Source organism: Micromonospora sp. NPDC049301 (genome assembly GCF_040678715.1).
In the GTDB taxonomy this organism is placed as follows: domain Bacteria; phylum Actinomycetota; class Actinomycetes; order Mycobacteriales; family Micromonosporaceae; genus Micromonospora.
Genome location: NZ_JBFAQO010000004.1, coordinates 158002 through 174332, shown reverse-complemented (window position 1 = coordinate 174332; position 16331 = coordinate 158002). Strand labels below are relative to the sequence as shown.

The 16331-nt window shown below is 72.2% G+C and carries 12 protein-coding genes; 5 read left to right on the top strand and 7 right to left on the bottom strand.

What is annotated here, in order from left to right:
- Positions 1 to 119: 119 nt before the first annotated feature.
- A complete protein-coding gene (locus AB0K07_RS13735; RefSeq protein ID WP_363754812.1) occupies positions 120 to 1994 on the bottom strand; it encodes an adenylyl cyclase in 1875 nt (624 codons plus the stop codon).
- A gap of 228 nt (positions 1995 to 2222) precedes the next feature.
- Here AB0K07_RS13735 and AB0K07_RS13730 point away from each other — a divergent pair, with 228 nt between their 5' ends.
- Together AB0K07_RS13730 and AB0K07_RS13725 are read left to right on the top strand one after the other, a co-directional pair.
- Positions 2223 to 2603 (top strand): glycosyltransferase family 2 protein, encoded by a 381-nt coding sequence (locus AB0K07_RS13730; protein ID WP_363754810.1) that lies wholly within the window; start codon positions 2223 to 2225, stop codon positions 2601 to 2603.
- 46 nt (positions 2604 to 2649) lie between these two features.
- Complete coding sequence (locus AB0K07_RS13725; RefSeq protein WP_363754808.1) at positions 2650 to 3684, top strand: LPXTG cell wall anchor domain-containing protein; 1035 nt, start codon at positions 2650 to 2652, stop codon at positions 3682 to 3684.
- 113 nt (positions 3685 to 3797) lie between these two features.
- On the opposite strand, the gene AB0K07_RS13720 is transcribed toward AB0K07_RS13725, so the two are convergent.
- Positions 3798 to 4553, bottom strand: a complete 756-nt coding sequence (locus AB0K07_RS13720) for an alpha/beta fold hydrolase (RefSeq protein ID WP_363754806.1) — start codon at positions 4551 to 4553, stop codon at positions 3798 to 3800.
- Between the two features lie 59 nt (positions 4554 to 4612).
- Between AB0K07_RS13720 and AB0K07_RS13715 the strand changes: the two genes are divergently transcribed.
- Positions 4613 to 7654 carry a BTAD domain-containing putative transcriptional regulator gene (locus AB0K07_RS13715; protein WP_363754804.1) on the top strand — a complete coding sequence of 1014 codons (3042 nt, stop codon included), beginning with the start codon at positions 4613 to 4615 and terminating at the stop codon, positions 7652 to 7654.
- Positions 7655 to 7661: 7 nt separating this feature from the next.
- Here AB0K07_RS13715 and AB0K07_RS13710 read toward each other — a convergent pair whose 3' ends face one another.
- Entirely contained in the window at positions 7662 to 8216 is a 555-nt protein-coding gene (locus AB0K07_RS13710) for a dihydrofolate reductase family protein (RefSeq protein ID WP_363754802.1), read from the bottom strand.
- A gap of 106 nt (positions 8217 to 8322) precedes the next feature.
- Complete coding sequence (locus AB0K07_RS13705) at positions 8323 to 8865, bottom strand: hypothetical protein (RefSeq protein ID WP_363754800.1); 543 nt, start codon at positions 8863 to 8865, stop codon at positions 8323 to 8325.
- Positions 8866 to 9038: 173 nt separating this feature from the next.
- On the opposite strand from AB0K07_RS13705, the gene AB0K07_RS13700 reads away from it, so the two are divergent.
- Positions 9039 to 9686, top strand: a complete 648-nt coding sequence (locus AB0K07_RS13700; protein ID WP_363754798.1) for a GNAT family N-acetyltransferase — start codon at positions 9039 to 9041, stop codon at positions 9684 to 9686.
- 68 nt (positions 9687 to 9754) lie between these two features.
- On the opposite strand, the gene AB0K07_RS13695 is transcribed toward AB0K07_RS13700, so the two are convergent.
- The 3 genes from AB0K07_RS13695 to AB0K07_RS13685 all read right to left on the bottom strand — a co-directional run bounded on the left by AB0K07_RS13695 (position 9755) and on the right by AB0K07_RS13685 (position 12820).
- The gene (locus AB0K07_RS13695; RefSeq protein WP_363754796.1) at positions 9755 to 10630 is read right to left on the bottom strand and encodes a hypothetical protein; all 876 of its coding nucleotides are present in this window, start codon (positions 10628 to 10630) and stop codon (positions 9755 to 9757) included.
- Positions 10631 to 10815: 185 nt separating this feature from the next.
- A complete protein-coding gene (locus AB0K07_RS13690) occupies positions 10816 to 11418 on the bottom strand; it encodes a dihydrofolate reductase family protein (RefSeq protein WP_363754794.1) in 603 nt (200 codons plus the stop codon).
- Positions 11419 to 11548: 130 nt separating this feature from the next.
- The gene (locus AB0K07_RS13685) at positions 11549 to 12820 is read right to left on the bottom strand and encodes a GDSL-type esterase/lipase family protein (protein ID WP_363754792.1); all 1272 of its coding nucleotides are present in this window, start codon (positions 12818 to 12820) and stop codon (positions 11549 to 11551) included.
- Positions 12821 to 13035: 215 nt separating this feature from the next.
- Between AB0K07_RS13685 and AB0K07_RS13680 the strand changes: the two genes are divergently transcribed.
- Positions 13036 to 16317, top strand: coding sequence for a BTAD domain-containing putative transcriptional regulator (locus AB0K07_RS13680; protein ID WP_363754790.1), 3282 nt, complete (start codon positions 13036 to 13038; stop codon positions 16315 to 16317).
- The last annotated feature ends 14 nt before the right edge of the window (positions 16318 to 16331 follow it).

Genomic DNA, 16331 nt, shown 5'->3' with positions numbered 1-16331 from the left:
TTTCCTATCGGATGGATAGGAATTCAAGACCGTGGGCGCGGAATCTCCGTGCCTGGGGATACGACAACGGGGACCGGAGCCGCGTCGGCTCCGGTCCCCGAACGGTACGCCCGAGATCCCTACGGAGTCGGGTACTGCGTGACGTATACCGGCGCGCCGACCTTGGTCATGTCGGCCGCCTCGCCCACGCCGTTGACCACGTGGTCGATCGTGCCGGCGCTGAGGTTGACGGTCATGATGTGGTGCAGCCGCACGCCCGGGGTGACCGGGACCTCGAAGCCGTTCTCGGTGTGGATCGACGGGTTGTTCTGGTTGAAGACGTAGACCCCGCCGCCGTACAGGGTGTGGTGCCGCACCCGGTCACCGACCTTGTAGCCGGCCCAGCCCTCGACGCCGCCGTGCATCCAGTCGGCCTGCGTCGGCGGGTCGTACGGCAGCTCGTTCTGGTAGAGGATCGTCGTGCCGTGCTCGCCGTTCCAGACCGTGTTGTACCGCTGGAAGTGCTCGACGAACAGGCCGGTGGCGGTCACGTGGTCGCCGTTGATGACGGCGCCGTAGCGACCCGTGTTGGTCCGCCAGCGGTCCGTGTCGCCGTTGACGCCCTCGGTGAAGCCCTCGACGCCGTGATCGCCGCGCCACACCCAGGTGTGGTCGATGAGCACGTTGTCGCTGTTGACCTCCAGCGCGGTGTCCGTCCGGCCGATGTGCGGGCCACCCACCCGGAAGTACACGTCGGACAGCGTGGTCGGGTTGGCCGGCGTGCTGACGTTGCGGCCGTGCTGCCGGCCCACCCGCAGCAGGACCGGCGACTCGACCCGCCCGGCGTCGACCGTGACGCCGGCGACGACCACACCCGGGACGCCGGCGACGTCCAGCGGGATCGCGCCGTTCACGGCGGTGAGCGTGGCGTGCCCGATGCCGAGCACCACCGTGTCGGCACGCCGGACCTCGATGCTGCGCGCGATGTCGTACGTGCCCGGGGTCAGCAGCAGGTGCTTGCCGCGCGCGAGCTGGCTGTTGATGACGTGCACCGGGTCGGACGGCTTGGCGATGAAGAAGTCGCGGATCGGGATCGTGCGCCCGGGCGTCATGCCGTCGGCCCAGGAGACGCCCCGGCTGTCGCGCTGCGCGGAGGGCACCCGCACGTTGTAGCGACCCTTGCCGTCGACGAAGAGGTACGGCTTCTCGCGGCTCAGCGGGGTGGTCTCCAGCGTCGTGTAGGGCGGGGCCGGGAAGGCGGCGTCGTCCGGTGCGCCCTCGACCCCCGCGAAGACCTGGTTCCACACCGCGTTGGACCAGCTGGCGACCTCGCTGTTGCGGGTCAGCCACTGCTGCTGGGACCCGTTGGTGGTCGCCGGCAGCCGCGAGTCGGCGATGAAGCCGCCGCTGGCGTACTGCGGGCCGGCGGTGCAGTAGTCCATCAGCGACAACCCGCCGCCGCTGACGTTCAGGCGGCGCATGGACACCGCCTGGGACACCGCCCAGAAGTTCGCCGAGGACCGGCAGCCGTCCTGACCTGCCGCGTTGATGGTGAGCGAGAGGTTGGACAGGGTGCGCCAGAAGTTGACCAGCGCGAGGCAGTTGCCGGCGCCACCGTCCGCCAGGCAGCGGTTGTACACCTCGATCTTCCCGTTGACGGTGACGTCGGTGGGTGAGGCGCCCAGGCCGGACACCTCGGTGTAGTAGCCGACCTTGGCCTGCAACGGCTGCTCGGCCGTGCCGTACGTGCCCGGCTTGAACAGGTAGGCGTGCCGTGCGGTGCCCATCTCGTTGTCGACCTGGCGGGCGTGCGCGGCGTCCAGGGTCTGCTGGATCTCACTGACCGGCATGCCGGGGTCGAAGATCGTGACGTTGGGGCCGAAGTCCGGGTCACCGTGCGTCGGCCGACCGGCGGTGGCGGCCGTGCTGCTCGCCGTGACCGCGGTGGTCAGCACGAGCGCGAGGAGGAGGGTGCGACCGGTTCTCCGGCGTACCCGTCGGGGCTGGGTTGTCATGCGGTTCGTCCTCTCCGCTGGCCGGAGACTGCTCCCGGCACAGCTGGGGCGGTGAGAGCGCTCTCTGATCCCTCCGGCCGAAGGTCGGGCCGGGACGAAGGGGTTGGCATGTTTCTACCTGGTAAATCGGCCGCACGCTATGACCGCGGACCGCGAAGTTCGGCCCGGGCGGGTGAGAATGGACGATGACGGTGGCGATGCGGGGAGGCGCTGATTCGGATCGACTCGTTGCCCGCGTACAACGAACGGGCCGGCATCGTCGCCACGGTCCGTTCGCTGGTGGCCAACGACCACCGGGACATCGAGGTGATCGTGGTCGACGACGCTTCGACCGACGGCACGGCCAACCTCGTCGACTCACTGGGCCTCGACGGCGTCCGGGTGATCCGCAAGCCCAACGGCGGCAAGGCCAGCGCCCTCAACACCGGGCTCCTGTACGCCTCGCACGAGATCATCGTGACCGTCGACGCGGACACCGTCTTCGAACCGGATGCCATCCGACGGCTGATCGAGCCGTTCAACGACGGCTACGGCGACCAAGTAGTGAGCCCACCACGACGTCCACCATGTGGGGGATTCACGCCGGCTTGGCGTGACATGTTCCATTAGCTCTCGTTGCCCCCATTGTCAACGATCCACAACACGGGGGATTTACATGAGCAAGACCTCTGCGTCGCGCAGACGAGTTGGTATTCGCACGCGGCTGGGCGCTCTCGCGTTGCTGGCCGGCGCCCTGCTGCTCACGGCCGGCTCGCCGGCTGTTGCCGCGCCGGACCCGCAGGTGCACCCGAAGCTGGAGCTGACCAAGACCGGAACCCCGGCCACCGGTCTGCAGGCCGGCGACAAGGTCACCTACACCTACACGGTGACGAACCAGAGCACCGGCACCCACGACCCGATCACCAACATCACCGTCACCGACGACACGGTCACTGGCATCACCTGCAAGGACACCAAACAGCCGGACATCGATATGGAGCATGGTCTTGAGCTCGCGCCGGGAGAAAGCGCCACCTGCACCGGCACGTACACGGTCACCAGGGCGGACGTCAAGGCCGGCAAGGTGGTCAACACCGCCACAGCGACCGGGCTGTTCCACAGGGAGAAGGTAACGTCCAACGAGGCCGAATTCACCGTCACCACCAAGGCCAAGCGGGTGCAGGCCAGCCTGTCGATCGACAAGAAGGCCCGCGTCGAGTCGGACTGCCGCAACAAGTGCGAGAAGGACGGCTTCGCCTCCAAGGGTGACAAGATCTTCTACACCTACCGGGTGACCAACACCGGCACAGAGACCATCAAGAACGTCGCCGTCGACGACAAGACCGCCGGGCCGGTGGCCTGCAAGAACACTTGGCTGGCCCCGGGCACGAGCACGGACTGCCACGCCGTCCACCCCCACGTGGTGACGTGGGCGGACGTCAAGGCCGGCAAGGTGGTCAACACCGCCAGAGCGACCGGCACCTTCTACGACAAGAAGATCGTCTCCGACCCTGCCACCGTCACCGTCTGCATTCGGGACGGCAAGTTCGACCACCGGCACGACGGCAAGGACGACAAGGACGACAAGGAGCTGCCGGTCACCGGCGACAACACCACCAACATCCTGTCCCTAGGTGGTGGCCTGCTGGCCGCCGGTGGTCTCCTGCTCGGGGCCAGCCGGCGGCGCCGCATGGTGCGCATCCAGGCCTGATCGGAGGGGCGGAAGACTCCGGGCACCGCATGCGGTGCCCGGAGTCTGTCATTTCTGACGTGCTACTCAGGAGCTCGCGGTACCAGTCGACTTCGCGACTGTGCTGGTCCTAGCTAAACCTCGTCCAGAAACTCGTCGATCATCGGGGCCAGCCAGTCGGCACGCTGCGGGATGGTGGTGTGGGTCGTTCCGGGCAGAATGGCCAGCCGGCACGCCGGCAGACCGGTCAGGTCGCCGGGCACCGCGCCGCCGAGCAGCCGGAACATCCGTACCGCGTGCTCGGGCTGGACGATGTCCGCGTCGGCCAGCACGATCATGGTGGGCGCGGCCAGTGCGGCGATCTGCTCGGGGGTCCACCGCGGCAGGTTCGCGTCCAGCACCTTCATCTTGGTGACCAGGTTGGCCCAGCCCGCCGGGTCCGGCGCCGTCCGCAGGTACTCCTCGTGGAACTCCGAGCCGTGCAGGTGCTCCGGTCGCAGATCCTGGATCCCGTCGAGCAGCCCGGGATGCAGACCCGCGTCGTCGAAGCTCACCGAGGCGAGCACCAGCCGGCCGACCCGGTCGGCATGGTCGGTGCCCAGACGCAGCGCCACCGCCGCGCCCATGCTCCAGCCGTACACGTCCGCCCGTGCGACGCCGAGCCGGTCGAGCAGCTCGACCACGTCCGCGGCGAAGTGCTCCACGGTGAACGGACGGTCGAGATCGGGAGTGTGACCGTGCGCCTGCAACTCGACCGCGATCACCCGCCGGGTCTTCGCCAGCAGCGGCAGGATCGTGCCGAACGAGGTGCCGATGCCGGAGAGCGCGCCGTGGATCAGCACCAGCGGGCGGCCCCCGCCACTGCCGTGCTCTTCGTGGTGGATGTCCATGACCACACGGTGCGCCGGGACGCTTACGGTCGGCTTCAGGTCGCCTTACCGGCGTTAGGATGACCGCCGTGCAGTTCGGGGTGCTCGGACCGCTCGCCGTCACCACGGACGCCGGCGAGCCGGTGGTGGTGCCCGGCACCAAGGTACGGGCGCTGCTGGCCGACCTGCTGACCAACCGCAACCAGGTGGTCTCGGCCGACCGCCTCATCGACGACCTGTGGGGCGAGGACGCACCCGCCAATCCCGCCGGCGCCCTCCAGGTGCGGGTGTCGCAGTTGCGCAAGGCGCTCAACGACGCCGAGCCGGGCGCCCGCGAGATGATCGAGTCCAGGCCGCCCGGGTACCTGCTGCGTACCGATGCGATCGACGCCGACCGGTTCGCCGAGCTGGCCCGGACCACCGACGTCGAGCGGCTGACCGAGGCCCTCGCGTTGTGGCGCGGCGAGGCGTACGCCGACGTGGCCGACGCGGAGTTCGCGCGGGCCGAGGCGACCCGGCTCGCCGAGCAGCGCCTCACGGTGCACGAGCGGCTGGCCGAGGCTCGGGTGGCCCGGGGCGAGCACGACCTGGTCGCCGCCGACCTGGCGGAGCTGGTCGCCCGGCACCCGCTGCGCGAGGGCCTGCGGGCGGTGCAGCTACGGGCCCTGTACGCGGCCGGTCGCCAGTCCGAGGCGCTGGACAGCTACGCCGAGCTGCGCGACCGGCTCGCCGACGAGCTGGGCCTCGACCCCGGGCCGGAGCTGGTCGCCCTGCACCGCAGGATCCTCGAACAGGACGCCGGCCTGAGCGCGCCACCGAAGGCCGCGATCATCCGCAACAGCCTGCCGGCGCAGCTGGACGAGCTGGTCGGGCGGGCCGAGGCGCTGTCCGAGCTGCGGGCCCTGCTGCCGCGGCAGCGGCTGGTCACGTTGGTCGGGCCGGGCGGCGTCGGCAAGACCCGGCTGGCCACCGAGACGGCCCGCGCCCAGTCCCTGCCGGACGGTGTCCACCTGATCGAGCTGGCGCCGATGCCCGCCGGCGACCCGCGCGTCGCCGAGCAGGTGCTCGGCGCGCTGGACACCCGCGAGACCGCCGGTTCGAGCCTGTCCCCCGCCGACCGGCTCACCGCGGCGCTGCGACACCGACAGCTGCTGCTCGTGCTGGACAACTGCGAACACGTGATCGAGCCGGTCGCCGAGCTGGTGGCCCGGCTGCTGCGGGACGCGCCCGGGGTGAGCGTGCTGGCCACCAGCCGGGAGCCGCTCGGCCTGAGCGGGGAACTGCTCTGGGAGGTACCCCCGCTGTCGGTGCCGGAGGACGGTGACGTGGACGCGGTCCGGCGCTCGGCGGCGGCCCGGTTGTTCGCCGCCCGCGCCGCCGCGCAGCAGCGCGGTTTCCGCCTCGACGACCGGACCGCTCCCGCGGTGGCCCAGCTCTGCCGCCGCCTCGACGGCCTGCCGCTGGCGCTGGAGTTGGCCGCGACCCGGGTCCGCGCGCTCGGGGTACAAGGCGTGGTGGACCGGCTGGACGACCGGTTCCGGCTGCTCAGCACGCAGCAGCGGGGCGTGCCGCCACGGCAGCGGACGCTGACCGCGGTGATCGGCTGGAGCTGGGACCTGCTCGACGAGGCCGACCGGGTGGTGCTCGCCCAACTCGCGATGTTCAGTGACGGCTGCACCCCGGAGGCCGCCGAGCGGGTCTGCGAGACCGATCTGGACGCGCTGGCCCGGCTGGTGGACCGGTCGCTGGTGGTGCTGGACGATTCCGGTGTCGTGCCGCGCTACCGGCTGCTCGAATCGGTCGCCGCGTTCTGCCTGGACCGCCTGACCGACGCCGACGAGGTCCGCGCACGGCACGCCGCGTACTACACGGAACTGGCCGAACGCGCCGATCCGCACCTGCGCGGCGCCGACCAGCAGCGGTGGCTGGCGGTGCTCGACGCGGAGACGGCGAACCTGCGGTCGGCGCTGGTCCACGGCGGTGGGCTGCGACTGGCGATCGCGTTGAGCTGGTACTGGTATCTGCGCGGCCGGCTCACCGAGGCACGCCGGGCGCTGGCGGTGCCCGGTGACCCGGTGCAGGAGGTTCGCGCGGCGGCCTGGCGGGTGGGGTTCGCGCTGCTGCAGGGCTACCCGATCGAGCCGGCCGGCGTCCGCGCCGCGCTGGCCGACGAGCCGGACGGGCGGGCCGCCTGGTTCGCGGCCAACGCGGTGATCGAACACAGCGACCTGGCCCTGGCGTCGGAGCTGCTACCCGCCGCTGCCGCCGACCCGTGGACCGAGGCCGCGGTGCTCAGCTCCCGAGCCAAGATCGCACATGCGATGGGTGACCAGGCCACGTTGGAGAGCGCCGCGACCCGCAGCGCCGCGCTGTTCGCCGACATCGGCGACCGGTGGGGCCGGCTTCAGGCGACCGAGTGGGTGGGTGGGCTGGCTGACATGCGCGGTGAGCACGAGCGCGCCGCCACCCTGCACCGGGAGGGGCTGCGCTGGGCCGAGGAGCTGGCGCTGTGGCCGCAGGTGTGCAGCGAGCTGTCGTGGCTGGCCTGGCTCGCGGTGCAGACCCGCGACTACGCGCAGGGCCGTGAGCTGGCCGAGCGCGCGTACCAGCTGGCGGTGGAGCAGCGCGCGCCCAGTGCGCTGGTCTTCGCGGAGATGAGCCTCGGGCTGGCCGCCCGCCGCGACGGCAAGCTCGACCTGGCCGTCACCCACCTCACCCACCTCGCCGAGCAGGGACGCGACGAGACTCAGCCCGCGCTGTACCTGCCCCTGATCCTGGTCGAGCTGGGCCACGCGGTCGAGCAGGGCGGCGACCCGGACGCGGCGCTGGCCCTGCACGTCGAGGCCTTCGACGCCGCCGAGGCGATCGCCTCCCCCCGCGACGCGGTCAGCACCCTGGAGGGGATGGCCTCGGCCGTACGCTCACCGGAGGTCGCCGCCCGGCTGCTGGGCGCGGCCGCCGCCGCTCGGCTCGCTGCGCAGGCCCCGGCCGCCCCCGCCGAACGCGACGAGATCGACCGGGTGGCTGACCGTGTGCGGGCCGCGCTCGGGCGGGAACGCTTCGACGCGTTCATCGCCGAGGGCGCGAAGCTGAGCCCGGGCGAGGCCCGGGCTCAGCTGTGATCGGTGGTCAGGCGGTCGTCTTCGGCCGGTACGACGCGATGATCACGCCGCTCTTGTGCACCCGCGTGTCGACCAGGTCGAACGTCGCCTTGAAGTCCGTCAGCGGCACCGTCAGGCTGGGGGCGCCCTCCAGCACGGGGTGGATCCAGAACCGCACCTCGTCCACCAGCCCCGCCTGGATCAGCTGCGCGGTGACCGAGCCGAAGCCGTACTGGATGATGTTCCTGCCCTCCTGAGCCTTGAGCTTGGTGACCTCCTCGACCAGGTCGCCCTGGAGCACCTCCGTGTTGTTCCAGGTGGGGTTGGTGAGGGTGGTCGAGGCGACGTACTTCTTGACGTTGTTGAAGTACGCGGCGCCGGTGCTCGGGTCGCTCTCGTCCATGCTCGGCCAGGCGACGGACATGCCGTCGTAGGTGGCCCGGCCCATCAGCATCGCGTCCGCGGCGTCGGTCTGCTCGCCGGCGAGGCTGGCGGCCTCCTCGTCGAAGTACGGGGAGGTCCACATGGGGTTCTCGATGACGCCGTCGAGGGTGATGTAGGTCGAGTTGATGAGCTTGCGCATCGGAATCTCCTGGGTGTCGGTCGTGCTCTCCGTGACACCCAGAACTCTGCCGACTCGCGCTTACGATTCCCTTCAGGTGCCCTTACCCGCGTCCATGACCTGTCGGTCAGGCCGGCGGCTCAGGGTCGGTCAGCGGAATCGGCAGCGCCTGCGCGGCCGCCGTGCCGCCGCCGATGGAGTGCGCCGGCGCGGGGCGATCGCCGGTCCGGCTGTGCAGCCGCCCGCGCCCCGCCGGGCCGGCGCGCCGGGTCACCTCGCAGGTCACCATCCGCACCGGCGGTGCAGGCGCGGTGAAGCGGCCGACACCCCAGCGCACCCAGATCGGGATGCGGCCGGCCTCCGCCTCGGCCCGCAGCTTCTGCACCGTCCGCGCCCGGTCGGTGTGGTCGACCTCCACTACCACCGGCGGGCCGTCGGGGCGGGCGCACGCCACGTCGAGGACGGAGTGCCGCTGCTCCAGCGGCGGTGGCAGCGGCAGGACGCTGGGAGCGCGCCGGTAGACCCGCCAGCCCTGGGCCTCGGCCCACCGCACCACCGAATCGATCACCCGCGCCGTGACCTCGTCGGTGTCGAGGTCGACGAAGGTCAGGTCGTCCAGCCAGCGGCCCAGGTCGGCGGCCAGCCGCTCGCCCTCCGCCGTGACCTCCACCGGCGCAGGATAACGCCTCCGCTGGCGGTGGCCGCGACCGCGGCGCGGCGCCGGGTGGGCCCCTGTGCTCGGGGACGTACGGGGTCGTCCGTCCCGGCCGGGTCTGGTGGCGCTGGCGCTCGCGCGGCAGAATCGAGCGGCATGATCAGAGGCGCTCATCGGCGCGGTGCGGCATGACGGACCCGACCGGCGTTCCGATCCCCGACCCGGACGTCCGGATCGTGCCCGCCAACGAGGCGTCGTGGGACGACCTCCAAGCCGTCCTCGGCACCGCCGACGCGGGTCGCTGCCAGTGCCAGTGGTTCAAGGTCGCGGGCTGGCTGTGGCGAGCCTCCACCCCGGAGGAACGGATCGCCTCGTTCCGGGAGCAGACCGCCTGCGGCGAGCCGGACGCCCCGGGCACCAGCGGACTCGTCGCGTACCTCGACGAGCAGCCGGTGGGCTGGGTCGCGGTCGAGCCGAGGACGGCGTACCCGAAGCTACGCAACCAACGGGTCCCCTGGCTCGGCCGCGACGAGGACCGGGACGACGACGGCGTCTGGGCCGTGACGTGCCTGGTGGTCCGCAAGGGCTACCGGGGTCGGGGCCTCACCTACCCCCTCGCCCGCGCCGCGGTCGACTTCACCCGGGAACGCGGCGCGCGGTCGCTGGAGGCGTACCCGATGCTCGCCGAGGCGGGCAGGCAGATCACCTGGGGCGAGGCGCACGTCGGCGTCCGGCAGATCTTCGAGGAAGCCGGGTTCACCGAGGTCAGCCACCCCACGCTGCGGCGGGTGGTCATGCGGATCGACTTCGCGAGTGAGCCAGCTTCACCAGCGTGATCGACACAGTATCGATCGCCGACTATTTCCGGCAAGGTGGGGCGGCCGGAGTCCCGCTGGCCGGGAGGTCAGCGCCGCCGCCACCCCCAGCGACGTGAGCCGGCCACCTCACCCGACGCCGCCTTCTCCCGGGCCACCATCTCGGCCGCCACGCGCAGGTGCTGGGCCGGCTGCGCGGCGGCCGGCCCCAGCAGCTCCACCAGTCGATTGCCGAGCCCCAGCACCATTGCGGCGCGGTCGAAGTCCCGGATCAGCGCCAGGCACTGTGCGTACACCCCGTAGGTGTTGGCCATCTCCCACAGGCTCAGCGGACGCAGCGGATCGAGCAGTCCCTGGCGCAACTCGCAGGCCCGGGACGCGGCCAGCGCCGCCTCCCGGATGCTGTCGTCGGCGCCCGGCCGCGTGACGGACCGGTGCAGCAGCGCGACGGCCTGGTTGTGGTACGCGGTGCCCATCGCCTCCCGGGTCCGGGGCCCGGCGGACGGCGGCGACACGACGGTGCGCAGACCCACGGCGACGGCCCGCTCCACCAGCTCCATCCGGGTGGCGGGCTGACCGGCGGCGAACGCGACCTCCGCCAGGTCCACCAGTGCGGTGATCAGCTCCGCGAGCGCCTCGTCCCGCTCCGGACCGGCCACCTCGCCACCCTCGGCCACCACCGCGTCATGCACCCGCTCGAAGACGGTGACCGCCTCACCGCCGGGCGCCATCCCGTCGGCGGCCCTGCCGCGCGCCGACAGCAGCATCCCGCGCCGCCACAGCGCCCGCGCCAACTGCTGCTGATCGCGGCGGTTCGCCCGGCCCGAGCCCAGCACCGCATGCCGGTACGCGTCGATCACCCGCACCCAGAGCCGGTCCGCCTCGGCCCAGGTGTCCTGCCGCGACGAGTGCTCCCGCGCCCGCTCGAACAGCCGTTCCCGCTCGTCCGGTCCCATCGTCCGCACCGCCCTCCGTGCTGGCCACCCCCGACACCGCCGACCTACGGCAGTGAACGTCATCGATTCTATGGTGGTCGCCTCACAGAACCGCCGGACGGCTCATTGCACACCCAGCGCGGCATCGCCGCCGGCGGGCACGCCCCGCGCGGCACGCGGACCGGGGCCGGCCCCGCTCGGCCGGCCCCGGGTGGTCAGGCCGCCGCGCGTACCCGGTAGGCCAGGTGGGTGACCCCGTCGCCCTCGACGACGCTGATCGGCCCGTCCAGCTGAAGCGGCGCGATCGTCACATCGGCGAAGAGCGGGATGCCGTCTCCGAGCAGGACCGGAACGAGGTCGACGTGCACCTCGTCGAGCAGACCGGCCTGGACGACCTGGGTCGCGATCGTGCCGCCGTTGACGCCGACCTCCTTGTCACCGGCGAGCGCCTTCGCCCGGTCGATGGCGCTCTCGATGCCGTCGGTGACGAAGACGAACGAGTCGTTCTCCGGCTCCCAACCGTCCGGCACGTGGTGCGTGACCACCACGACAGGCACATCCATCGGATGCCGGCCGCCCCACCCGTTGGTCATGTCGAAGAGCCGCCGGCCGACGACCAGCGCGCCGGTCCGCTCGTTGAGATCGCGCAGGTGCCGGGCGCTCGCGGCGGAGGTCCGCAGGGTCATCCCGGGATCGGCCGTCGGCGTCTCGACGTCGCCGTTGGCGTACCACTGGAAGAGGTACTCGAAGCCACCGTGGGACGCGTCCGCGATGTAGCCGTCCAACGACATCGTCGCCCCGGTCGTCACCTTCGTCATCGATCCACTCCCTGCCCGCCGGTGGGGCCGGCGTGTCCGGCCCTCACCCCGTGGTCGAAGCCGGCGGCACCGTCCTCGACACGTCCGCCACGATTCGTGGCTCGGTCCCTCCGGTTTGCTGACGCGAGGTTCAGCGGATCTCCGCGGCGACGGCGGCAGCGGCAGCGGTCGCCCCGGCGTCGTTGAGGTGCAGGTGGTCCCCGTGGTCGTACGCGGGACGCAGGGCGTCCGGGTCGGCCGGATCGGCCAGGATCCGGTCGAGGTCGACGACGGCGTCGTACTCGCCACCGGTCCGGATCCAGTGGTTCAGCTCGTCCCGGACCGCCTCCTTCTCCGGAGAGTCATAGCCCGTCGCGTGCCGGACCGGCGGCATCGTGGCGCCGATGACGGTGACCCCGCGGGCCCGAGCGGCCCGGATCAGCGCCCGATGGCCGTCGACGAGTTGGCCGACCGTCACCACGGGCGAGGCGCCACAGCCGAAGTCAGGGTAGCCACCGGCACCGATGTCGTTGATGCCGATCAGGACGACCGCCGCGCGTACGCCGGGCTGCCCGAGCACGTCATGCCGGAACCGGCTGACGCCACGTTCGCCGTAGCAGGGCGAGTCGGCGAGCAGCTTGTTGCCGCTGATCCCGGCGTTCACCACGGCGAGCGGGCGACCGGCGGCGACCAGATGTTCGGCCAACTGGTCGGGGTAGCGGTTGTCGGCGCCGGGCGTGGAGCCGTAGCCGTCGGTGTGCGAGTCGCCGAACGTCACCACCGTCCCCCGGGTGCGTGGTGAGCCTGCCACGTCGACACCGGTCAGGTGGTACCAGGACTGGCTGGTCTCGCCGGCGAACGCGGCGGAGCGGTGATCGAAGCGGTGGTCGCCCGAGGCGCGGTAGGTGGTGGTGAGCCCGCTCTGGTGGAAGGTCGCCGGTCCGCTGGGCCCGGCGAAGTAGAGCGTGACGGACAGCGCGTCGAGCGCCCGTACCGGCAGGAACAGCGGGTCCGACGTGCTTTCCGTGCCGGCCGCCAGGGTGGTCGACAGCCGGTGGTGGAACGTGAGCGGACGCAGGGTTCCGGGCTGTACGGCCGCCCCGGACGTCGGTCGGCCGACCGTGGCGCCGGCCAGCCGCAACGGTTGACTGCCATACCGGTTGGACAGCCGGATCCGCACCAGCGAGCCGGCGGCGCTGACCCGGACCACCTGTCGTACGGACTGGTTGGTGAAGCCCGGGATGGACCAGTTCGGGCCGTCCCAGTCGTTGCCCGGCACCGGATGGTGGTGAGCTGCCGACCAGGCCGCCACCCAGCCGGCGGGCGCGTCGCGCTGGGTGGTCGCGGCGCTCGCCGGGATGGCCGGCGCCAGCACGAACAGGGCGGTGAGTGCGGCGAGGATGCGGCCTGCCGACAATGACATGGGATTGTCCCTTCGGGAGCTGCCGAGCTTCCGTCGGCAGACGGTCCGTCCGGCCGCTAATTTTGCGGCGGCCGCCATGTGGTTCACCCTGCGCCACCGGCCTTACCGTTTCTTTACGGTGATCTGCCCACCGGCGGCCGGAACACCGCGGACGACCGCCCAGGGGTCGTGCACCGTCCCTCACGATGCAGGTCAAAGGTCGTATCCTGGCGGCCATGCGGTTCGGGGTGCTTGGCCCGTTGACGGTGTGGACCACGGACGGCACCGTGGTCGCCGTCCCCGGGCTGAAGGTGCGGGCCCTGCTCGCCGCGTTGCTGCTGCACGAGGGGCAGCCGGTGCCTGCGGATCGGCTCATCGACTACCTGTGGGGCGACGCAGCGCCGGGGAACGCCCCCGGCGCGCTGTCCGCCAAGGTCTCGCAGCTGCGCCGGGTGCTCGCGGATGCCGAGCCCGGCAGCCGGGAGCTGGTGCGATCACCGCCGCCCGGCTACCGGATCCTGGTGGATCGTGACCAGGTGGACGCTGGCCGCTTCAACCAGCTCGTGTCGCAGGCTCGCGGCGAGCAGGACGTCCGGGCGAAAGCCGCGCTGTTCTCGGCGGCACTGGAGCTGTGGCGAGGGCCGGCCTTCTCCGACTTCCGCGACGAGCCGTTCGCCCGTGTTGCGGCGGCCGGCCTGGAGGAGCAGCGACTCGTTGCCATGGAGGAGTGCCTCGAAGCCCGACTGGCGCTGGGAGAGCACGCGGTGGCCGCTGGCGAGCTCGGCGACCTGCTGGCCCGGCAGCCCCTGCGGGAACGGGCCCGCGCGCTGCACATGCTCGCCCTGTATCGGGCCGGGCGGCAGTTCGAGGCGTTGAGCAGCTACGACGAGCTGCGCGTTCTGCTCCGCGAGGAGCTCGGGCTGGATCCCGGCCCGGAGTTGGCCGCGTTGCACCGGGCCGTCCTCGCCCACGATCCGCAGCTGGTCGCACCGTCCGTTCCGGCCGGCCCGCTCACCCTGGCGACGCCGCCGGCCGCCGCGCGGACGAACCTGCCGGCCGCGCTGACCGAACTGGTCGGCCGCGAGGACGCGGTCGACGAACTGACGACGGCCCTGGAGCACAACCGGTTGGTCACTCTCACCGGCATCGGCGGGGTCGGCAAGACGCGGCTCGCGGTGGAGGTCGCCCGGACCCGGGCGCCCGCTCACCCGGACGGTACGACGCTGGTCGAGCTGGCGGGCCTCGACCGGTCCGATGTGCCGCAGACAGTGGGCGCGCTGGCCGAGTTGGTGCTGGCCGTGCTGGACGTGCGGGACGCCGCCGAACAGGGCGGAGCGGTCGTGCCGGTCGACCGGCTCACCCAAGTGCTGGCCGGTCGACGGCTCCTGCTGGTCCTGGACAACTGCGAGCACCTGGTGGAGCCGGTCGCGGAGCTGACCGCCGTGCTGCTGCGGGCTGCGCCGGGGCTGCACGTGCTGGTGACCAGCCGAGAACCCCTCGGCCTCGCCGGGGAGGTGGTCTGGGCCGTCCCACCGCTGCCGATGCCGGATCCCGCCGGGGGGACCGACCTGGCGACCCTCGAGCGGTCGGCCGCGGTCCGGCTCTTCGTCGCCCGGGCGGCCGCGGCGGAGCGTGGCTTCGTGCTCAGTGCCGAGAACGCGCTGGCCGTCGCCACCGTGTGTCGTCGGCTGGACGGGATCCCGCTGGCGCTGGAACTGGCCGCGACCCAGGTCCGCGGGCTGGGCGTGACCGGACTGGTCGCCGGGCTCGACGACAGGTTCCGGCTGCTGGCTGCCCGGCACCGCGGCGTACCACCTCGGCAGCGGACCCTGCTGGCGATGCTCGACTGGAGCTGGCAGTTGCTCTCCGAGCCGGAACGGGTGGTGTTGCGGCGGCTGGCCGCGTACGCCGACGGCGGTCGGATCGAGGCGGTGCAGGCGGTCTGCGCGCCCGACGCCGTGCCCGCCGCGAGCGTCGCGGACCTGCTGGCCCGTCTCGTCGACCGGTCGTTGGTAGTCGTCGCGCCACGCGACGGCACGCCGCAGTATCGGCTGCTGGAATCCGTCGCCGCCTTCGGCCTGCGCCAGATGCACGCCGCCGGCGAGCTGCACCAGATCCGCGAGCGGGCCTACCGCTACCACACCGATCTGGCCGAGCAGGCCCACGAGCAGCTGCGGGGCCCGGGCCAACGCCGGTGGCTGCTGCGACTCGACGCGGAATCCGCCAATCTGCGCGCGGCGCTGGACGCGGCGGTGCGGCAGCACGATGGCGAGCTCGCGCTGCGTCTGGCCAACGCGCTGAGCTGGTACTGGTTCCTGCGGGGCCGGTTCGTCGAAGCCCGGCGGTGGCTCGGCGCCGCGCTGGGCTGTCCGCCCGCCGGCGCCACCGCCGCCCGTGCCCGGGCCACCGCCTGGCACCTGGGCTTCGCTCTCCTCTCGGGCGACACCGCGGACTGGCCGGCGCGCCACCGCGCGGTCATTGAGCGGTACGAGGAGATCGACGACCCGCACGACCGCGCGCGGGCCGAGTGGTTCCTCGCCTACTCGGAGATCGACCTCGGCGAGGTGGCCGCCACCGGCGCCCTGCTCGACCGGGTCCTGGCCGACCTTCGACTGCTGGGCGACGAATGGGGGGTGGCCGCGACCCTGAGCCTGCGGGCCAAGCACGCCCACACCCGGGGAGATGCGGTGGCGGTGGCGCGCGACGGGGCAGAGAGCGCGGCCATGTTCCGTCGGCTCGGCGATCGGTGGGGGCTGCTGCAGGCCACGGAGTGGCTCGGCGCCCAGGCGGGCATGGCCGGTGACTACGAGCGGGCGAGCCAGCTGTACCAGGAAGGGCTGCGCATCGCGGAGGATTTGCGCCTCTGGTTCGAGGTGTCCGGCCAGCTCTGCTGGCTCGGCTGGGTGGCGCTCCAGCAGGGCGACTATCCCACGGCGCGACAGCTCTGCGGTCGTGGGCTACGGCTGGCCACCGAGCAGGGCTCTCCGCTCGGCATCGTCTTCGCGGAGCTGTGTCTCGCCGCCGCGGCGCGGCGGGACGGCAGCCTCGACACCGCCGAAGCCCATCTTCGGAATCTGCTGAACGCCGCCGAACGGCAGCAGGACGGGCCCGGGCAGCCGCTGTACCTGACCGGGGTCCTGGTCGAGCTGGGGTACGTGGCCGAGCTGCGCGGCGACCCGACGAAGGCGCTGGGCTTGCACCTGCGGGCCGCCGCTGTCGCGCGGGAACTCGGTGCCGACCAGGACCTGGCGCAGGTCCTGGTCGGCCTGGCCGCCGCTGGTGGCGACCGCCCTCGGGACGCCGCCCGGCTGCTCGGCGCGGCTGCGTCGGCGCGTGAGGCAGCCGCGATGCCGCTGACTCCGGCCGATCAGCCGGACGTCGACCGGGCAACCGACATGGCGAGAGCCCTGCTGGGTGACGACGATTTCGCCATGGCCTACGAGCAGGGGCGGCGACTGTCGCCCGAGGAGGTCCGTCGCCTCGTGCACCGGTCGGGGCCGGCGGTTCTACGCCGCTAGGCCTTCGCAGTGCC